The organism is Streptomyces sp. NPDC006739, assembly GCF_042869815.1.
Lineage (GTDB): Bacteria > Actinomycetota > Actinomycetes > Streptomycetales > Streptomycetaceae > Streptomyces.
On record NZ_JBIAGM010000028.1, the window covers coordinates 72,317 to 89,545 of the forward strand.

Below are 17,229 nucleotides of genomic sequence, written 5' to 3' on the forward strand. Positions count from 1 at the left end.
TCTGCTATGTCTGCTGCTGTAACGATATGCCCACTGTGCGGGGCGAGGCCATGGTCGAGGGCGCAAGGGTCCGGGCCGGGTGCCGAGGGGTATCGGCACCCGGCCCGGAAGCGGGCCGCCCGGACCGGAGTCAGCCGGCGGCGACCTCGGCCCGCTCCTCTGCCCGCGCCTCGGAGCGCACCGGCGCCGTCATCCGCACCGGCTCGGTGCCGGCCGCGCTGTGCCGCTCGGCCCAGTTCTCCAGCGCCGTACGGCAGGCGTGGTCCAGGTGGTGCAGCCCGGACAGGTCCAGCCGCACCGGCCGGTCCTGGGGCAGCGCCTCCAGACTGTCGAGGATCTTCGGCAGCCGCAGGAAGGTCGCGTTGCCCGAGAGATGGGCGTCGACCGGCCCGGCGCCCTTGTCGACGACCTCCAGCCGGATGTGCGAGGCCTCCCAGGCGGTCTTGACGACCGCCAGGGCCAAACCGATGAGCACGCCCTCGAACATGCTGACCGCCACGATCGACACGGCCGTCACCGCGAGGATCACCGCCTCGCCGCGATGCTCGCGCCACAGGGCCGCGAGCTGGCGGACGGGGACCAGCTTGGCGCCCGAGTAGATCAGGATGCCCGCGAGCGCCGGGATCGGGATGTAGCCGAGCACGCCCGGCAGCAGCGCCGCGAACAGCAGCAGCCACACGCCGTGCATCACCCGGGAGGCCTTGGTCCGCGCGCCCGCCTGGACGTTGGCCGCGCTGCGCACGATCACCGCGGTCATCGGCAGCGCGCCGAGCAGCCCGCAGAGGGTGTTGCCCGCGCCCTGGGCGACCAGCTCCTTGTCGTACTCGGTGCGCGGCCCGTCGTGCAGCCGGTCCACGGCCGCCGCGCTGAACAGCGACTCGGCGGACGCGATCAGCGTGAAGGCGACGACCGTGCCGAGCGCCCCGAGTCCGGCCAGCTCGCCGAAGGCGCTCATCGGCGGCGGCTGGATCGAGCCGAGCAGTCCCTTCACCTCGACGGTGGCCACCGACTGCGGCAGGGCGAGGGCGGCCAGCGTGGCCAGACCGACCGCGGCCAGCGGACCGGGGACCGTACGCACCTTGGCGGGCGCGTGCTTCCACAGGACGAGGACCGCGACGGTGCCCGCGCCGAGCGCGAACGACGTCATCGCCTCGGCCTTGCCCAGGGCGTCCAGAAGTGCCCCGGGGAGCCCGGCTATCTTGGCCAGGCCCGAGTCGGGGGCCTTGGCGGCGAGCGCCGGGTACAGCTGGCCGGCGATCAGCACCAGACCGATTCCGGCCAGCATGCCCTCGACGACGGAGACCGAGATGGCCCGGAAGTAGCGGCCCAGCCTCAGGACGCCCATCAGGATCTGGAGCAGGCCCGAGACCAGCACGATCGCGCCGAGCGCGGGCAGCCCGAACTCCTCGACCGCCTCGAACACCAGCACGGTCAGGCCGGCGGCCGGTCCCGACACCTGGAGGCTGCTGCCGCGCATCAGTCCGGTGACGATGCCGCCCACGATGCCGGTGACGAGCCCCAGCTCGGCCGGGACGCCGGAGGCGACGGCCACGCCCACGCAGAGCGGCAGCGCGACCAGGAAGACGACCAGGGAGGCGGCGAAGTCCTGCCTGAGGTACGGGAAACGGGATATGGGAGTGCGGGGCATCGGCGCGCTCACAGGGACTCGAAGGTGTCGGTCTGCGGGCGGTGCGTCCGTACGGCACCGGTGTGCACCTCGTAGTACCAGGCGTGCAGGCCGAGTCGGCCCTCGGCCAGCCCCGCCTCCACGCACGGGTACGAGCGCAGGCGCAGCAGCTGGGTCAGGACGTGGCTCTGCACGCCCTCGGCGACGCAAGGGTCCTCCACGGCGCCCTTGGGCCGTGGGGTCGCGTGGGACAGCCAGTCCCGCACGGCGGGTACGGCGTCGAGGTCGTCGCCGCGCACCAGCGCGCCGACGGCACCGCAGTGCGAGTGGCCGCAGACGACGATGTCGCGGACGCCGAGCACCTCCACGGCGTACTCGATGGTGGCCGCCTCGCTGGTCGGGTGCTCGGAGGCGTACGGCGGGACGATATTGCCCGCGGTGCGCAGCTCGAACAGCTCGCCGGGGCCGGCGCCCGTGATCAGGGCCGGGACGACCCGGGAATCGGAGCAGGTGATGAAGAGCACCTGAGGGGACTGGCCCTCGGCGAGTTTGGCGAACTCCTCAGGGCGTTGTCCGAACGTACGGGCGTTGTCGATGAGGGGCTGCATGCTGTGTGGACTCCTCCTGGCGCGCATGGGGGCGCGTCGGGCTTGCACGACGGTCGTGGGGGCGGAGAGGACCGGACTCTCAGCAGCGGAAGACCTGCAGTGCGGCCGGAGAGTGGGCTCTCGGGGATCTCGCTGTGCTGTGGCGCGGTACGCCTGGTGCGACCTGCGTGCGCGGTGCCGCCGGGTCCCGGACGGGCAGCGGACGGTCCGGTGCCCATCCGGAGGCGGAGGCACGGTGGCGGTCGCGGGTCTGCGGGGCGCCGGTGGGCTCCCCGGGTCGGCTTTCCTCGCGGAACGTGTCCGCGTCGTCGCGCACCGCCTTCGAGGCGGAGGTGATGCCGGGCTGAGCCTTGGCCTCGACCTGACGGAGTGTGTGCGCGGATGCGAAGGATCCCGCTGATGCGAAGAACGTCAGTGCGAGCAGGGCGGCGGTGAGGAACGAGATCACGGCCCGGGCTGTCGTGCCTCGGATCATGCGCCCTCCTCCCGCTGGTTCACGTCTCTCGCCCACGCCAAGCACTGGTCAATGGTTGGTCAAGAAGCACAGTAACCCGGCAAAGTCGTTTGCAGGGTTAACTCGGTGTTTCGTGCCCGAGTGAGCGTGGAAAACGCGGGTGCCGTGGCCTGATCCGGCCCTTGACCCGCCGGGGCGTGATCGGCTAGTGGGTCGCCGCGAGCCCCTTCGCGTCCCTCGCCAGCGCGGTGAGCCGGGATATCGCGCGGAAGTACTTCTTGCGGTAGCCGCCGTTCAGCATCTCCTCGCTGAACAACTGGTCGAAGGGCAGCCCCGAGGCGAGCACCGGCACCTCACGGTCGTAGAGCCGGTCCGCGAGCACCACGAGCCGCAGCGCGGTCGACTGGTCCGGCACCGGCCGTACGTCGGTGAGGCAGACCGCGCGCAGACCGTCGGTCAGCGCCCCGTACCGGCTGGGGTGCACCCGGGCCAGATGGTCCAGCAGGTGCGGGAAGTCGTCCAGGGACGCGCCCGGGGTGGCGTACGCGGCCTTCGTCACCTGCTCGTCCGAGTACGGCGCCGGGGCCGCGGGCAGACCGCGGTGGCGGTAGTCCTCGCCGTCGATGCGCAGGGCCCGGAAGTGCGCGGACAGGCCCTGGATCTCGCGCAGGAAGTCGGCGGCGGCGAACCGGCCCTCGCCCAGCTTGCCGGGCAGTGTGTTGGAGGTGGCGGCGAGCGCGACCCCCGCCTCGACCAGCTTGCCGAGCAGTGTCGAGACCAGGACGGTGTCGCCCGGGTCGTCCAGCTCGAACTCGTCGATGCACAGCAGACTGTGCCCGGACAGCGTCTGCACGGTCTTCTGGAAGCCCAGGGCGCCGACCAGGTTGGTCAGCTCGACGAAGGTGCCGAACGCCTTGCGGGCGGGCTCGGCCGGTGCGGCGTGCCACAGGGAGGCGAGCAGGTGCGTCTTGCCGACGCCGTAACCGCCGTCGAGGTAGACCCCGCGCGGGCCGGCCGGCGTCCTGGCCGCCCTGGCCCTGCCGAACCCGAGGAACCCGCGGCGGCCGGCGCCGGTGGCGTGCGCCCCGCCGATCCCGGCGGCGAAGCCCGCGAGGACACCTACCGCCTCGGTCTGGCTGGGCTGGTTCGGGTCCGGGATGTACGTGTCGAAACGGACCGAGTCGAAGCGTGGCGGCGGCACCATCTCGGCGACCAGCCGGTCCGCCGGGACGTGCGGCTCGCGGGTGCACAGGGACAGCGGGGCGGCCGCGTCGGCTATGGAGCCGATGCTGCGGGCGGTGGGAGAGGACGACACGGTTCCCCATGCTAAGCGCCGTGTCACACTGCACCGCATGCGACGCCTGTTCCCTGTGACCGACGAGACAGTGACCACCGCCGCCGGTGCCACCGGTACCGATGGCGCCGGCCGCGAGTGGAGCCTCGCCGAACTGGCCGCCGCCTACGCCTACCCCGAGCCTGCGCGGACGGCCGGCGGGGGCGGCCCCGAGCCGTGGCTGCGGGCCAACATGGTCGCCACGCTCGACGGGGCCGCCCAGCACGACGGGCGCTCCCAGCCCATCTCCACCGCCACCGACATGCGGATCTTCGGCACGCTCCGGGCGCTCGCGGACGTCGTCGTCGTGGGCGCCGAAACAGTACGGCAGGAGGGGTACCGCCCGGCACGCGCGCGTGCGGAGTTCGCGGGCGCGAGGAAGGCGGCGGGGCAGGAACCGGCACCGGCCATCGCGGTCGTCACCGCGGGCCTGGAGCTGGACTTCACGCTCCCGCTGTTCACCTCGCCCCTGGTGCCCACCCTGATCCTGACCGGCGCGGCGGCGGCCCCGGACCGGATCGCCACCGCCGAGAAGGCCGGCGCCCGGGTGGTCGTCGCCGGTGACGGCGTCGGCATCGACCCCGCCCGCGCGGTACGCGCCCTCGCCGGCCTCGGCCACACCCGGCTGCTCACCGAGGGCGGCCCCCGGCTGCTCGGCCAGCTGATCGCGGCCGGCGTGCTGGACGAGCTGTGCCTGACCGTCTCGCCGATGCTGACCGCGGGGGACGCGCAGCGCATCGCGGGGGGGCCGCCGGTCGCCGTACCGCGCCGCTTCGGCCTCGTGTCGCTGCTGGAGGAGGACGGGTTCCTGTTCAGTCGCTACCAGCGGTCCTGAATCGCCGGAATGTACCGCTCCGGTTAGCTTTCGGTGGGCACACTGGAACCGGCACTACCCGTGCGATCACGGGGCAGGATGGTTTCCGCAGGGGCCGGCCACGGCCCGCGCTCGCAGGAGAAGAGGCGGCTGGTGTTCACAAGCGTGCTGATGATCGAGAAGGCCCTGACGTCCGTCGACGTGGAGTTCGTCACCACCTTGCACGGGGACGAGCCGGTCTCGTTCCATGTGCTGCTGCAGCCGCGCGGCGACCAGGCGGACCGGCTGCTGCGGGCCATCGACGACATCGCGCTGGGCGAACTCGACGAGGCGGCCCGGGAGGGCGCGACGCCGGAGGGCGCGGCGGCGAAGGCGCCCGCCGAGCAGGCGCTGGACGTGTCGCTGGCCGCGCTGCGGGCGGCCGGCAGCGCGGCCGAGGGGCGCCTGGTCGAGGACCACCCGCTCGACGCGCTGAAGGCGCTGGTCGGCGAGGTGGGCGCGGACGAGGTGATCGTGCTGACCGATCCCCACTACGTGGAGGAGTTCTTCCACAGAGACTGGGCGTCCCGGGCCCGGCACAAGGTGGGCGTGCCGGTGCTGAAGCTGTTCTCGCACAGCGAGGGGTGAGGGGTGCCCGCCGCGCCCTCCCGGGTGCCATAGGGTTTGGGACGACTCGACGTTCGCCGTACCACCCAGGAGACACACATGGCAGCCGGCCTTCCCACCGCCATGGAGCGACCGCACTTCATCGGCATCGGCGGCGCCGGCATGTCGGGGATCGCCAAGATCCTCGCGCAGCGCGGTGCGAGGGTCGCCGGCAGCGACGCGAGGGAGTCGGCGACCGCCGAGGCGCTGCGGGCGCTGGGGGTGAGCGTGCACATCGGGCACGCGGCCGGGCACCTCGCCGACGACGCCAGCTGTGTGGTCGTGTCGTCGGCGATCCGGCAGGACAACCCCGAGCTGGTCCGGGCCGCCGAACTGGGGATCGCGGTCGTCCACCGCTCGGACGCGCTGGCCGCGCTGATGGAGGGGCTGCGTCCGGTCGCGGTGGCGGGCACCCACGGCAAGACGACCACCACCTCGATGCTGGCGGTGTCGCTGAGCGAGCTGGGCCTGAACCCGTCGTACGCCATCGGCGGCGACCTGGACGCCCCCGGCTCCAACGCGCGGCACGGCGACGGGGAGATCTTCGTCGCCGAGGCGGACGAATCGGACCGCAGCTTCCACAAGTACGCGCCCGAGGTCGCCATCGTCCTCAACGTCGAGCTGGACCACCACGCCAACTACGCCTCGATGGACGAGATCTACGAGTCCTTCGAGACCTTCGCGGGCCGGATCGTACCCGGCGGCACGCTGGTGATCTCCGCCGACCACGAGGGCGCCCGGGAGCTGACCCGGCGGCTGGCGGGTTCGGTGCGGACGGTGACGTACGGCGAGGCGGCCGACGCCGACGTACGGGTGCTGTCGGTGGTCCCGCAGGGGCTGAAGAGCGAGGTCACCGTTCTGCTGGAGGGCCGGGAGCTGACCTTCGCGGTGTCGGTGCCCGGCCGGCACTACGCGCACAACGCGGTCGCCGCACTGGCGGCGGGCGTGGCGCTCGGCGTCCCGGCCGACCGGCTGGCGCCCGCGCTGGCCGCGTACACCGGGGTGAAGCGGCGCCTGCAGCTCAAGGGCGAGGCGGCCGGCGTCCAGGTGATCGACTCCTACGCCCACCACCCCACGGAGATGTCCGCCGACCTGGAGGCCATGCGGGCCGCCGCCGGGGACGCCCGGATCCTGGTCGTCTTCCAGCCGCACCTGTTCTCCCGCACCCAGGAGCTGGGCAAGGAGATGGGCGAGTCCCTGAACCTGGCGGACTCCTCGGTGGTCCTCGACATCTACCCGGCCCGCGAGGACCCGATCCCCGGCGTCACCAGCGAGCTGATCGTCGAGGCGGCGCGCGCGGCGGGCGCGGACGTCACGGCCGTGCACGAGAAGGCGGAGGTCCCCGCGGTGATCGCGGGAATGGCGAAGCCGGGTGATCTCGTTCTCACCATGGGCGCGGGTGACGTGACCGACCTGGGCCCGCTGATCCTGGACCGTCTGTCGCAGTAGTGAGTAATGAGTAGTGAGGGACTGAGGCTCATGTCGTACGACGTCGAGAAGCCGGACGAGCAGTGGCGCGCGGAGCTGAACCCGGCGGAGTACGCGGTGCTGCGGCAGGCCGCCACGGAGCCGGCCTTCACCGGTGAGTACACCGACACCAAGACCACGGGCGTGTACTCCTGCCGCGCCTGTGGCGCCGAACTCTTCACTTCCACCACGAAGTTCGAGTCCCACTGCGGCTGGCCGTCCTTCTACGACCCGAAGGACACCGACGCGGTCGAGCTGATCGCGGACCGGTCGCACGGAATGGTGCGCACCGAGGTGCGGTGCGCACGCTGCGGCTCGCACCTCGGGCACGTGTTCGAGGGTGAGGGCTATCCGACCCCGACGGACCAGCGGTACTGCATCAACTCGATCTCGCTGCGGCTGACGCCGGACGAGGGCTGACGCCGGACGGCGGCCGAGGCGGGACCACCGGTGGGCTTTCAGCTCCCGGTGGGGCCGCAATGTTTGACATGTGCATGACATCTTCGGGATGCACGGGGAATGATATTGGGCAGTCTATTGACCGAGGTGAAAAAACTGCCCTACATTCATCGCGTTCTCGGCGCTGCCGTCCCCCACATCCGGCCCGTCTCGCGCATCCCCGCGCATCTCCCGCATGACCGCTCAAAGGGGAGCACACGTGTCCACTGAAGCGCGCAAACTGCCCGTCGGCACCCTGGTGGCCGGCTGTTTCGCGGTCTGCCTGGCGCAGATCGCCCTCGCCATGCCGGCCACCCTGAACGGACTGTTCCAGGAGGACCTGCACCCCATCGGCTCGCAGCTGACGTGGATCTCCGACGCCTTCCTGCTGCCCGTCACCGTGCTGGAGCTGACCTTCGGCGTCCTCGGTGACCTCTTCGGGCGCAAGCGGCTGCTGGTCGGCGGCGGCGCCCTGCTGGTCGTCGGCGAGGCGCTGGCCGCGGCGAGCAACGGCATCCACATGCTCTGGGTCGGCCAGGCCATCGCCGGTCTGGGCGCGGCGGCGCTCTTCCCGACCTCGCTGGCCGTGATCGCCGCCGGCACCCACACGGCCCGGGACCGCGCCCGTACGATCACCATGTGGGCCGCCGCCCTCTCCAGCGGCGGATTCATCGCCCCGGTCCTCGGCGGTATCACCGGGAACTACGGCTCCTGGCGCTGGGCCTTCGTCGTCGTCACCGCGCTGGCGCTGATCAGCACGGTGCTCAGCCAGCTGCTGGCGCGGAACTCCAGTGCCCCCGAGGGGCGTTCGCTCGACCTCGCCGGGCAGATCACCATCGGCATCGGCATGTTCGCCCTGCTGTACGCGGTGATCCAGGGGCCGACGGACGGATGGACGGCGACACCGGTGGTGATCGCGTACGTGGTCGCGGCCGTCTTCATCGCGCTGTTCGTCGTCGCGGAGAACCGGGCGGCCTCTCCGCTGCTCCGCCTCGACCTGTTCAGGAACCGGGCCTTCGCCGTGGCCTCGTTCGTCGCCGTGGTCGGCATGTTCAGCTACCTCGGAACCGCCTACGCCACCAGCATCCGGCTCGGCCCGATCCAGCACCAGAGCCCGCTGCGCGGCTCGTTCGCCTTCATCCTGCTGAACGCCTGGACGCTGCTGCTGATGCCGCTGATCTCCTGGCTGCTGGAGAAGGTCAGCCCGCGCTGGGTGCTCGGCACCGGTCTGGCGCTGATGGCGGCGGGAGACTTCACCGCCGCCACCCTCTCGGTCCACGACCGCGCGCTGACCTCGCTGATCCTCCCGATCGGACTGGTGGGCATCGGCTTCGCGCTCACCGTCTCCTCGATCACCGCGACCGCCGTCAACACGGTGGAGGTCCACTACGCGGGCATGGCGAGCGCGTCCACCAGCCTGCTGCGGGACTTCGGCTTCACGCTCGGCCCGGCCGTCATCGGCGCGATCGCCCTCAGCCACGCCGCCGACGAGTTCACCCGGAACCTGGCCGCCTCCCCCCTCGGCGCCCAGGTCAAGGCGTCGGCCGGCCAGGTCGCGGCCGAAGGCGGCCCCCTCGCCGTCAACTCCGTTCCCCCGGCCTCACCGCCGGGAGGCGCGGCCCCCCTCGCTCTCGAAGCCCTCGGCAACGGCTACACGATCGGCTACATCGTCTGTGGCGTCGCGGCCCTCGCCTGCTGCCTCCTCAGCGTGATCGCCCTGCGCGGCAAGGGCGAGGAGGCGGCCGAGACGGGCATCACCCCGAGCGAGCAGCCCGCGACGGTCTGAACGGCCCGACCACGAACGAACGCCGGGGCGTCAGCCACCGTGCCGCCCCGGCCGCGCTCGGCGATTCCCCGGATTACCGACCCGTGTATGTGCCACGCCCACCACCTTGGCCCTGGCCCACGCGAACCCCTCGTTCACCAGCAGTTGCAACCACGCTGGACGCGCCCACGCCGGCCAGCGCCACCAACTCCGCCCCGCCCGGACCCCGAGCCGTACGGCGTCGCCCTCGCGGGGGCCCGAGGTCATCCAGGTGTACGCGGCGGACGCGGCCAGCTCGAACGTTGCCCACCCGGGCCGCCGCGGCCAGCGGCAGCGCAGCGGTGTCCCGTCGGCGGCCAGCAGGAGACAGCGCCCGTCCGTCTCCTCGACCGCCACCGGCGCGCTGCCCGGGAAGCGGACCGCGAAGTCCGCCCGGCTCACCGTGTCCGGGCGGGCGGGACGGCCCTGTGGCAGGACGAGGACATCGGCGGAGCGCGGCCAGCGTACGTCGGGGTCGGCGGTCAGGCGGGCGGCGGCCGGATGGCGGTCCTGGGCACGCTGGCGGGCCGCCGGGTAGCGGCGCAGGGTGACCTCGGGTTCGGCGGCCACGGTCTCCCACGAACGCCCCGCTCCCAAGACCAGCCTCCCCGGGCCACCCCTCGCACATTCGTGCCACCCTAACCGGGCAGCGTGAGGGTGAACGTCGTGGTCCCCTCGCCGGACTCCAGGTCCAGGCTGCCGCCGTGCGCCCGCGCCAGGGCCCGGGCCACCGACAGCCCCAGCCCGCTGCCGCCCCGGTCCCGGCTGCGGGCCTTGTCCACGCGGTAGAAGCGGTCGAAGACGCGGTGGCGGTCGGCGGCCGGGATGCCGGGCCCGCCGTCGGTGACCCGGACGGTAGCCGGGCCGTCCGGGGCGGACACCGACACCGACACCGACACCGGCGTACCGGGCGGGGTGTGGACGGCCGCGTTGGTGAGGAGGTTGTCCAGGACCTGGCGGATGCGCACGGGGTCAAGGCGCAGCCGGACCGGCCCGGGGCCCGTGTCGGCCGTCAGCGGGTGGCCGGGGCGGGCCGCGCGGAAGGCGTCCGCCGCCTCCCGGACGAGTTCCGTCAGGTCGGTGTCCTCCAGGCGCAGCGGGGCGTCGACCTCCGCCGCGTCCAGCCGGGCGAGCAGCAGCAGGTCGTCCAGGAGCACGCCCATGCGGGCGGCCTCGGCGCGCAGCCGGGCCAGGTGCCGGTCGCGTTCCCCGGGCGCGTTGGCGGCGGCGTACTGGAAGAGGTCCGCGTAGCCCCGTACCGACATCAGGGGCGTGCGCAGCTCGTGCGAGGCGTCGGCGACGAACCTCCGCAGCCGCTTTTCCGCCTCCGCCCGCACCGCGAGGGATTCGTCGATGTGCTCCAGCATGGTGTTGAAGGCGGTCCGCAGTTCCTCGACCTCCGGGCCACCGCCCCGCTTGTCGGCGCGCAGCGGCAGCCGGGCCGCCGACTCGGTCAGGTCGTGCGAGGCGATGCCGTGCGCGGTGCGCGCCATGTCGCTCAGCGGCTTCAGGCCCCGGCGCAGCATCCGCCGGCCGGCCACCACCAGCGCCAGCAGCGCCAGCCCGAAGGCGACGACCTGGACCGTCACCAGCCGCCGTACCGTGTCGTCGATGTCGTTCATCGGTGCCCCGCTGACCAGCACCACACCCGGTTCGACCGCGCAGGCCCGCAGCCGGTACTCGCCCTCGCCGGCGAGGTGCGCGGTGCTCAGCACCTCGGCACCGGTGGCGGCCTGCGCCCTGGCCAGTGAGGTCAGCGGGGCGATGTCGGTCGGCAGGTCACCGCTCTCCTCGGGCTTGCGGAGCACGGCGGCGCCGCCCGACACGTCGTACACGGCGTAGTACCAGCGGTAGTACTTCTTGCCCTGCAGTGTGCCGTTGTCCGCGATGCTCTTGGACTGGGCGACCTGGGCCAGCCCGAGCTGGTCGTCGAGCTGGGCCGACAGATAGTCCCGCATGTACGTCGTCAGGGCGGTGCCGACGACCGCGAACACCACCAGCGCCAGCGCCCCCAGACCGAGCGCGAGCCGGGTGCCCAGGCGCATCCCGCGGTACCCCTGCCGCAGCCGGCCGATCACTCGGCCGCCTGCCGGATGACGTACCCGAAGCCCCGTACCGTCTGGATCAGCGGCTCACCCGTGTCGTCCAGCTTGCGGCGCAGCCGGCTGACGACCAGCTCCACGACGTTCGATCGGCCCCCGAAGCCGTACTCCCACACATGGTCGAGGATCTGCGCCTTGGTCATCACGGTCGGCGACTTGCGCATCAGGAAGCGCAGCACCTCGTACTCGGTCGGGGTGAGGGTCAGCAGCTTCCCGGCGCGGCGCACCTCCCGGGTGTCCTCGTCCATCGTCAGGTCGGCCACCCGCAGCACCGAGCGCTGGAAACCCGGTCCGGCGCTGCGCCGCAGCACCGTGCGCAGCCGGGCCATCAGCTCCTCCACCGCGAACGGCTTGACCAGGTAGTCGTCGCCGCCCCGGGTCAGTCCCGCCACCCGGTCGGCGACCCCGTCCCGCGCCGTCAGGAACACCACCGGCACCATCGCGCCGGAGCGCCGCAGCCGGTCGAGCACGCCGAAGCCGTCCAGGTCCGGCAGCATCAGGTCGAGCACCACGATGTCCGGACGGAACTCGCCGGCCAGGGTGAGCGCCTCCTCGCCCGAGTTGGCGGTGACCGCGTCCCAGCCCTCGTAGCGGGCGACGGTCGCGACGAGATCGGCGATGGGCGGGTCGTCGTCCACGACGAGGAGTCGTACTTTTTCCACCCGCTCATAGTGCGGCACCGGCCTGGGCAGACCATGTGGTCCGGCGCACACCATGCACATCGACAGGTACTTGTAAGTGGTACGACAGGTTGTCGACAGCTCCCACCGGCCAAGCTCGTCACCCAGGACCCGATCAAGGAGCTGCCGTCCCGTGACGACCGTCCAATCGCCCCCTGCGCCCCCCACGGCGATACGCCCCCGGGTGGTGGCCCGCACCGGCCTGTACGCCGTGCTCGCCGTCAACGCGGCCGTGGTCGCGTACTTCTTCGCCCAGGCGGGCTTCGCCTCCAACGCCCTGATCGTCATCGGCCGCCTCACCGGCCTCTACGGTGCCCTCCTCATGGCCTTCCAGCTGGTGCTGGTGGCCCGGCTGCCGTGGCTGGACCGCCGCATCGGCATGGACCGGCTGACGTCCCTGCACCGCTGGGTGGGCTTCGGCATCCTGTGGACGCTGCTCGCGCACGCCGTCTTCATCAGCTTCGGCTACGCCGACGGCGCGGGCGTCGGCCCCGTCACCGAGCTCGTCGACCTCGCCGAGACCACCGAGGGCGTGCTGCGCGCGACCGTCGCACTGGGCGTCGTCATCGCGGTCGGCGCCGTCTCGGCCCGCTACGCCCGCCGCCGACTCGCCTACGAGACCTGGCACTTCATCCACCTGTACACCTACGTCGCCGTCATCCTGGCCTTCACGCACCAGGTCGCGGTCGGTACGACGTTCACCTCGTCCGCCGCCGCGAGGACCTACTGGTACGGGGTGTGGGCGGTGGCCCTCGGCGCGGTCGTCCTGGGCCGCCTGGTCCTCCCGCTCTGGCGCAACGCCCGCCACCGGTTCCGTGTCTCCGCCGTCGTCCCGGAGTCCGACAACGTCGTGTCGGTCTACATCACCGGCCGCGACCTCGACAGACTCCCGGCCCGGGCCGGCCAGTTCTTCCTGTGGCGGTTCCTGACCGCCGACCGCTGGTGGCAGGCCAACCCGTACTCCCTCTCCGCCGCCCCCGACGGCCGCACCCTGCGCCTGACCGCCAAGGCGGCGGGAGACGGCAGCGCCGCCCTGCGCCAGGTGAAGGTCGGCACGCGCGTCTTCGCCGAGGGACCCTACGGCGCCTTCACCACCCTGCACCGCACCAGGAGCGAGTCCCTGCTCATCGCGGGCGGCGTCGGCGTCACGCCCATCCGGGCCCTGCTGGAGGACCTGGACGGCCACGCCGTGGTCGTCTACCGCGTCGGAAGCGACCGGGACGCCGTCCTCTACGACGAGCTGCGCGAGCTGGCGGCGGCGAAGGGCGCCGAACTGCATCTGGTCACCGGTCCGGCGGTCCCCGACCGGCTCGCGCCGCGCGAGCTGGCCCGGCTGGTGCCGGACATCGACGACCGGGACGTCTTCCTGTGCGGGCCGCCACCGATGATGAACGCGGTGCTGCGCAGCCTGGACGAACTGGGCGTGCCCAAGCGGCAGATCCACTTCGAGCGCTTCAGCCTGGCGGGCTGAGGGAGACGGGGAAGACATCGTGAAGCGAGCCATACCTGTCGTCGTACTGAGCATCGCGGGCCTGGTCCCGGTCTGGCGCTACCAGCCCTCGGCCGGCGGTACGACGTCCACCGCCGAACCCGCGACCGCGCCTTCCACGTCCGTGTCTTCAGGGTCTTCGGGGTCCGCGGGTTCGTCGTCCGGCACGGTCGTCAAGGGCACGACGGTCGACACGGACAAGGGGCCCGTCCAGGTCCAGGTGACCTTCAGCGGGGACCGGATCACCGCCGTGCGGATGCTCCGGCAGCCGAACCATCCGCAGACCACGGCCGCCGTGCCGAAGCTGGTCGCGGAGACGCTGAGGGCGCAGAGCGCGCACATCGACACGGTGTCCGGCGCGACGGTCACGAGCGACGGCTACAGGGAGTCGCTGCAGGCCGCCATCGACGCGAAGGGCTGATCGCGTGCACCGCGTCGAACACGTCATGGGGTTCCCGGTCTCGCTGCGGGTGGACGACGAGGGCTTCGACGCAACGGGGGCGCCGGCGGCCGACGCCGTGTTCGCCTGGCTGCGCGAGGCCGACGCCCGCTTCAGCCCCTTCCGGCCCGACAGCGAGGTGTCACGGCACGGCCGCGGTGAGCTGGCGCGGGCCGGTCTCAGCGACCAGCTCACCGAGATCCTCGACCTGTGCGAGCACTACCGGGCCGCCACGGGCGGGGCGTTCGACGTACGGCTGCCGGGGCGCGGACTCGACCCCTGCGCGGTGGTCAAGGGCTGGGCGGTGCAGCGGGCGGCCGACCTGCTGGCAGCGGCCGGGGCCCGGCGGTTCGTGCTGAACGCCGGCGGTGACGTGGTCGCCGCCGGCGGCCCCTGGCGGGTGGGAGTACGGCACCCCGAGCGCGCCGACAGACTGTGTTCGGTCCTGGAGCTGACCGACGGCGCGGTGGCGACCTCCGCCCGCTACGAGCGCGGCGACCACATCATCGACGGGCGCACCGGCCGCCCGGCGACCGGGCTGCTCAGCGTGACGGTCGTCGCCTCCTCGCTGACGGTGGCGGACTCGGTGGCCACGGCGGCCTTCGCGCTGGGCGCCGAGGGCATCGAGTGGGCGGCCGCGCGGCCGGGGTGCGAGGTGTTCGCGGTGGACGCCGGTGGACAGGTGCTGCGCACCGAGGGGTTTCCGGTCGCGGAGGACACGGTCGCCGAGGACGCGGGTGGCCGCTCCCGCCAAAGTCCCGAAACATTCCCGGTCTAGACTCTCCCCGCAACGGTCAACCCGAAGGGTACGCGGCGTCTTGATACGGATAGATTCAGTCACGAAGCGGTACCCGGACGGCACGGTGGCGGTCGACCGGCTGTCGCTGGACATACCGGACCGCTCCATCACGGTCTTCGTCGGCCCCTCCGGCTGCGGCAAGACGACGACCCTGCGGATGATCAACCGGATGGTGGAGCCCAGCGAGGGCAGCATCCTCCTCGACGGGGTCGACATCCAGCGCCAGCCCGTCAACACGCTGCGCCGGTCGATGGGTTACGTCATCCAGAACGCCGGTCTCTTCCAGCACCGCACCATCCTCGACAACATCGCCACCGTCCCCCGGCTGCTCGGCTGGAGCAGGCAGAAGGCGCGGGCCCGGGCGGCCGAACTGATGGAGCGGGTGGGACTCGACACCGCGCTCGCCAAGCGCTACCCCTACCAGCTCTCGGGCGGACAGCAGCAGCGCGTCGGCGTGGCCCGGGCCCTCGCGGCGGACCCGCCGGTGCTGCTGATGGACGAGCCGTTCTCGGCCGTCGACCCGGTGGTGCGCAAGGGACTCCAGGACGAACTCCTGCGCATCCAGGAAGAGCTGGGCAAGACCATCGTCTTCGTCACCCATGACATCGACGAGGCGATCAAACTCGGCACCAACGTCGCCGTGATGCGCACCGGCGGCGAACTGGCCCAGTTCGCACCGCCCGCCGAACTGCTCAGCGCGCCCGCGGACGCCTTCGTCGAGGACTTCCTCGGCGCCGACCGGGGCATCCGGCGGCTCTCCTTCTTCCCGTCCGCCGGTCTGGAGCTGCGGACCGCGCCGGTCGTCGCCGTCGACGCCGGCGCCGAGCAACTCGCCGCCCGCGCCTCGGCCGACACCCCCTACCTCCTGGTGACCGACCTCGACGGCCGCCCCCTCGGCTGGAGCGAGCCGGCGGACGCCGCCCAAGGCGTCGACCGGGAGCGGCTGCTGCCGTACGGGCGGCCCTTCGTGCCGGGCCGGGACTCGCTGCGCACCGCGCTCGACGGCGCCGTGCTCTCCCCGACCGGCTGGGCCGTCGCGGTGGACGGCGAGGGGCGCGCCGTCGGTGTCGTCTCGCAGCAGGTCATCGGCGAGGCCATCCGCGCCGCGCACGCCGCCGGGCACCCGCACGCGAAGGCCGCCGGATGAGCCGCTTCTTCGACATCCCGAGCGACCTGCAGAACAGCTACTTCGGACTGATCGGCCTGCATCTGCGCGAGGCGCTGCTGCCCGTCCTGGCGGGTCTGGTCGTCTCCCTGCCCGTCGCCCAGCTCTGCGTCCGCTTCCGCTGGCTGTACCCGCCGGTGCTGTGGGTGACGACCGTGCTGTACGCCATCCCGTCGCTGGCCTTCTTCGTGGTCCTCATCGACTACACCGGCCAGACCGAGACCACCGTGATGATCCCGCTCGCCGTGTACAGCCTGGTGGTGCTGGTCCCGGCGATCGTCGACGGCGTCCGCTCGGTCCCGCAGGAGACCATCGCCGCCGCCACCGCCATGGGCTTCGGCCCCGTACGGCGCTACTTCCAGGTGCAGTTGCCGATCGCCGTGCCCGCGATCATCGCGGGCCTCAGGGTGGCGACCGTGTCCAGCATCTCCCTGGTCAGCGTCGGCATGCTGATCGGCAACCAGGGCGCGCTGGGCAACCTGCTCAACGACGCGAACATCTACCACCGCCCCGAGCTGGCCGTGAACTCCGTGGTCACCACCGCCGTCCTGGCGATCCTCGTGGACGCCGCGCTGGTCGTCGTACGCGTCCTGCTGACCCCCTGGATGCCCGGCAGCACCCGCCGCCGCGGGCCCGGGGCCGCCGAGGCCCGGCCCGAACCGGCCCTGCCCGCCCTGGAGGACGCCGCCTCGTGAACGTACTCAGCTTCGTCCACGCCTTCTTCAGCGACAGCTCGCACTGGCACGGCTACGACGGCATCCCCACCCGCCTCGGCGAGCACGTCACGTACTCGCTGGAGGCGCTCGCCATAGCCGCCGCGATCGGGCTGCCGGTCGGCCTGCTCACCGGCCACTACGGGCGCGGCGGCAACGCCCTGGCGCTGCTCGCCACCGCCGGCCGGGCGCTGCCCAGCTTCGGCCTGCTGGTGCTGATGTTCATCTGGATCGGCTTCGGCATGCTGCCGGTGATGATCCCGCTGGTAGTCCTCGCCGTCCCGCCGATCCTGGTCACCACCTACGAGGCGGTCCGCTCCGTCGACCCCTCGCCGGTGGACGCCGCGCGGGGCATGGGGATGCCCGAGTCACGCGTCCTCTTCCAGGTCGAACTCCCGGTCGCGCTCCCGCTGATCCTCAGCGGGCTGCGCTCGGCCGCCATCCAGATCGTCTCGACGGCCACCATCGCCGCCTACGTCAGCCTCGGCGGCCTCGGCCGGTACATCATCGACGGCCTCTACCAGAAGAACTACGAGAAGGTCGTCGGCGGCGCCACCCTGGTGGCCGGGATGGCGCTGGCGACCCTCGGCGTGTTCTGGGCGCTGCACCGGTTCGTGGTCTCGCCCGGGGTGCGCAGGAGCGCCTGAACCGC

General features: G+C 72.4%; 18 protein-coding genes. 11 read left to right on the forward strand and 7 right to left on the reverse strand.

Annotated features, from left to right (window positions below; all coding sequences use genetic code 11):
- Positions 1-130: 130 nt before the first annotated feature.
- From ACFYMM_RS36760 to zapE, 4 genes are all read right to left on the reverse strand, one after another.
- Positions 131-1,648 carry a SulP family inorganic anion transporter gene (locus ACFYMM_RS36760; RefSeq protein ID WP_388395119.1) on the reverse strand — a complete coding sequence of 506 codons (1,518 nt, stop codon included), beginning with the start codon at positions 1,646-1,648 and terminating at the stop codon, positions 131-133.
- An 8-nt stretch (positions 1,649-1,656) separates the two neighbouring features.
- On the reverse strand, positions 1,657-2,235 hold the full coding sequence (locus ACFYMM_RS36765) for a carbonic anhydrase (protein WP_388395122.1): 579 nt from the start codon (positions 2,233-2,235) through the stop codon (positions 1,657-1,659).
- 79 nt (positions 2,236-2,314) lie between these two features.
- On the reverse strand, positions 2,315-2,710 hold the full coding sequence (locus ACFYMM_RS36770) for a hypothetical protein (protein ID WP_388395125.1): 396 nt from the start codon (positions 2,708-2,710) through the stop codon (positions 2,315-2,317).
- Between the two features lie 184 nt (positions 2,711-2,894).
- Positions 2,895-4,004: a cell division protein ZapE gene (gene zapE / locus ACFYMM_RS36775; protein WP_388395128.1), complete on the reverse strand. Its 1,110-nt coding sequence runs from the start codon at positions 4,002-4,004 to the stop codon at positions 2,895-2,897.
- 37 nt (positions 4,005-4,041) lie between these two features.
- On the opposite strand from zapE, the gene ACFYMM_RS36780 reads away from it, so the two are divergent.
- The 5 genes from ACFYMM_RS36780 (at position 4,042) to ACFYMM_RS36800 (ending at position 9,172) form a co-directional block, all read left to right on the forward strand.
- The gene (locus ACFYMM_RS36780; RefSeq protein ID WP_388395130.1) at positions 4,042-4,857 is read left to right on the forward strand and encodes a pyrimidine reductase family protein; all 816 of its coding nucleotides are present in this window, start codon (positions 4,042-4,044) and stop codon (positions 4,855-4,857) included.
- A 132-nt stretch (positions 4,858-4,989) separates the two neighbouring features.
- Positions 4,990-5,463, forward strand: a complete 474-nt coding sequence (locus ACFYMM_RS36785) for an indole-3-glycerol phosphate synthase (protein WP_388395133.1) — start codon at positions 4,990-4,992, stop codon at positions 5,461-5,463.
- 78 nt (positions 5,464-5,541) lie between these two features.
- The gene (gene murC / locus ACFYMM_RS36790; RefSeq protein ID WP_388395135.1) at positions 5,542-6,930 is read left to right on the forward strand and encodes a UDP-N-acetylmuramate--L-alanine ligase; all 1,389 of its coding nucleotides are present in this window, start codon (positions 5,542-5,544) and stop codon (positions 6,928-6,930) included.
- A gap of 30 nt (positions 6,931-6,960) precedes the next feature.
- Positions 6,961-7,368 (forward strand): peptide-methionine (R)-S-oxide reductase MsrB, encoded by a 408-nt coding sequence (gene msrB / locus ACFYMM_RS36795; RefSeq protein WP_388395137.1) that lies wholly within the window; start codon positions 6,961-6,963, stop codon positions 7,366-7,368.
- A gap of 238 nt (positions 7,369-7,606) precedes the next feature.
- Entirely contained in the window at positions 7,607-9,172 is a 1,566-nt protein-coding gene (locus tag ACFYMM_RS36800; RefSeq protein ID WP_388395139.1) for an MFS transporter, read from the forward strand.
- A 30-nt stretch (positions 9,173-9,202) separates the two neighbouring features.
- On the opposite strand, the gene ACFYMM_RS36805 is transcribed toward ACFYMM_RS36800, so the two are convergent.
- The 3 genes from ACFYMM_RS36805 to ACFYMM_RS36815 are packed head-to-tail and all read right to left on the reverse strand — an operon-like array spanning position 9,203 to position 11,954.
- Entirely contained in the window at positions 9,203-9,787 is a 585-nt protein-coding gene (locus ACFYMM_RS36805) for a hypothetical protein (protein ID WP_388395141.1), read from the reverse strand.
- Between the two features lie 41 nt (positions 9,788-9,828).
- Positions 9,829-11,268, reverse strand: coding sequence for a sensor histidine kinase (locus ACFYMM_RS36810; RefSeq protein WP_388395144.1), 1,440 nt, complete (start codon positions 11,266-11,268; stop codon positions 9,829-9,831).
- The gene (locus ACFYMM_RS36815; protein ID WP_388395147.1) at positions 11,265-11,954 is read right to left on the reverse strand and encodes a response regulator transcription factor; all 690 of its coding nucleotides are present in this window, start codon (positions 11,952-11,954) and stop codon (positions 11,265-11,267) included. Before ACFYMM_RS36815 ends, ACFYMM_RS36810 begins: the two co-directional genes overlap by 4 nt.
- Positions 11,955-12,105: 151 nt before the next feature.
- On the opposite strand from ACFYMM_RS36815, the gene ACFYMM_RS36820 reads away from it, so the two are divergent.
- From ACFYMM_RS36820 to ACFYMM_RS36845, 6 genes are read left to right on the forward strand one after another with little or no spacing between them, the layout of a single operon-like run.
- Positions 12,106-13,443: a ferric reductase-like transmembrane domain-containing protein gene (locus ACFYMM_RS36820; protein ID WP_388395150.1), complete on the forward strand. Its 1,338-nt coding sequence runs from the start codon at positions 12,106-12,108 to the stop codon at positions 13,441-13,443.
- 19 nt (positions 13,444-13,462) lie between these two features.
- Positions 13,463-13,882 carry an FMN-binding protein gene (locus ACFYMM_RS36825; protein WP_388395153.1) on the forward strand — a complete coding sequence of 140 codons (420 nt, stop codon included), beginning with the start codon at positions 13,463-13,465 and terminating at the stop codon, positions 13,880-13,882.
- A gap of 4 nt (positions 13,883-13,886) precedes the next feature.
- Positions 13,887-14,678 (forward strand): FAD:protein FMN transferase, encoded by a 792-nt coding sequence (locus ACFYMM_RS36830; protein ID WP_388395155.1) that lies wholly within the window; start codon positions 13,887-13,889, stop codon positions 14,676-14,678.
- 40 nt (positions 14,679-14,718) lie between these two features.
- Positions 14,719-15,846, forward strand: a complete 1,128-nt coding sequence (locus tag ACFYMM_RS36835) for an ABC transporter ATP-binding protein (protein WP_388395157.1) — start codon at positions 14,719-14,721, stop codon at positions 15,844-15,846.
- On the forward strand, positions 15,843-16,559 hold the full coding sequence (locus tag ACFYMM_RS36840) for an ABC transporter permease (RefSeq protein ID WP_388395159.1): 717 nt from the start codon (positions 15,843-15,845) through the stop codon (positions 16,557-16,559). The genes ACFYMM_RS36835 and ACFYMM_RS36840 overlap by 4 nt, the downstream gene beginning before the upstream one ends.
- Positions 16,556-17,224: an ABC transporter permease gene (locus ACFYMM_RS36845; protein ID WP_388395161.1), complete on the forward strand. Its 669-nt coding sequence runs from the start codon at positions 16,556-16,558 to the stop codon at positions 17,222-17,224. Before ACFYMM_RS36840 ends, ACFYMM_RS36845 begins: the two co-directional genes overlap by 4 nt.
- Positions 17,225-17,229 lie beyond the last annotated feature (5 nt).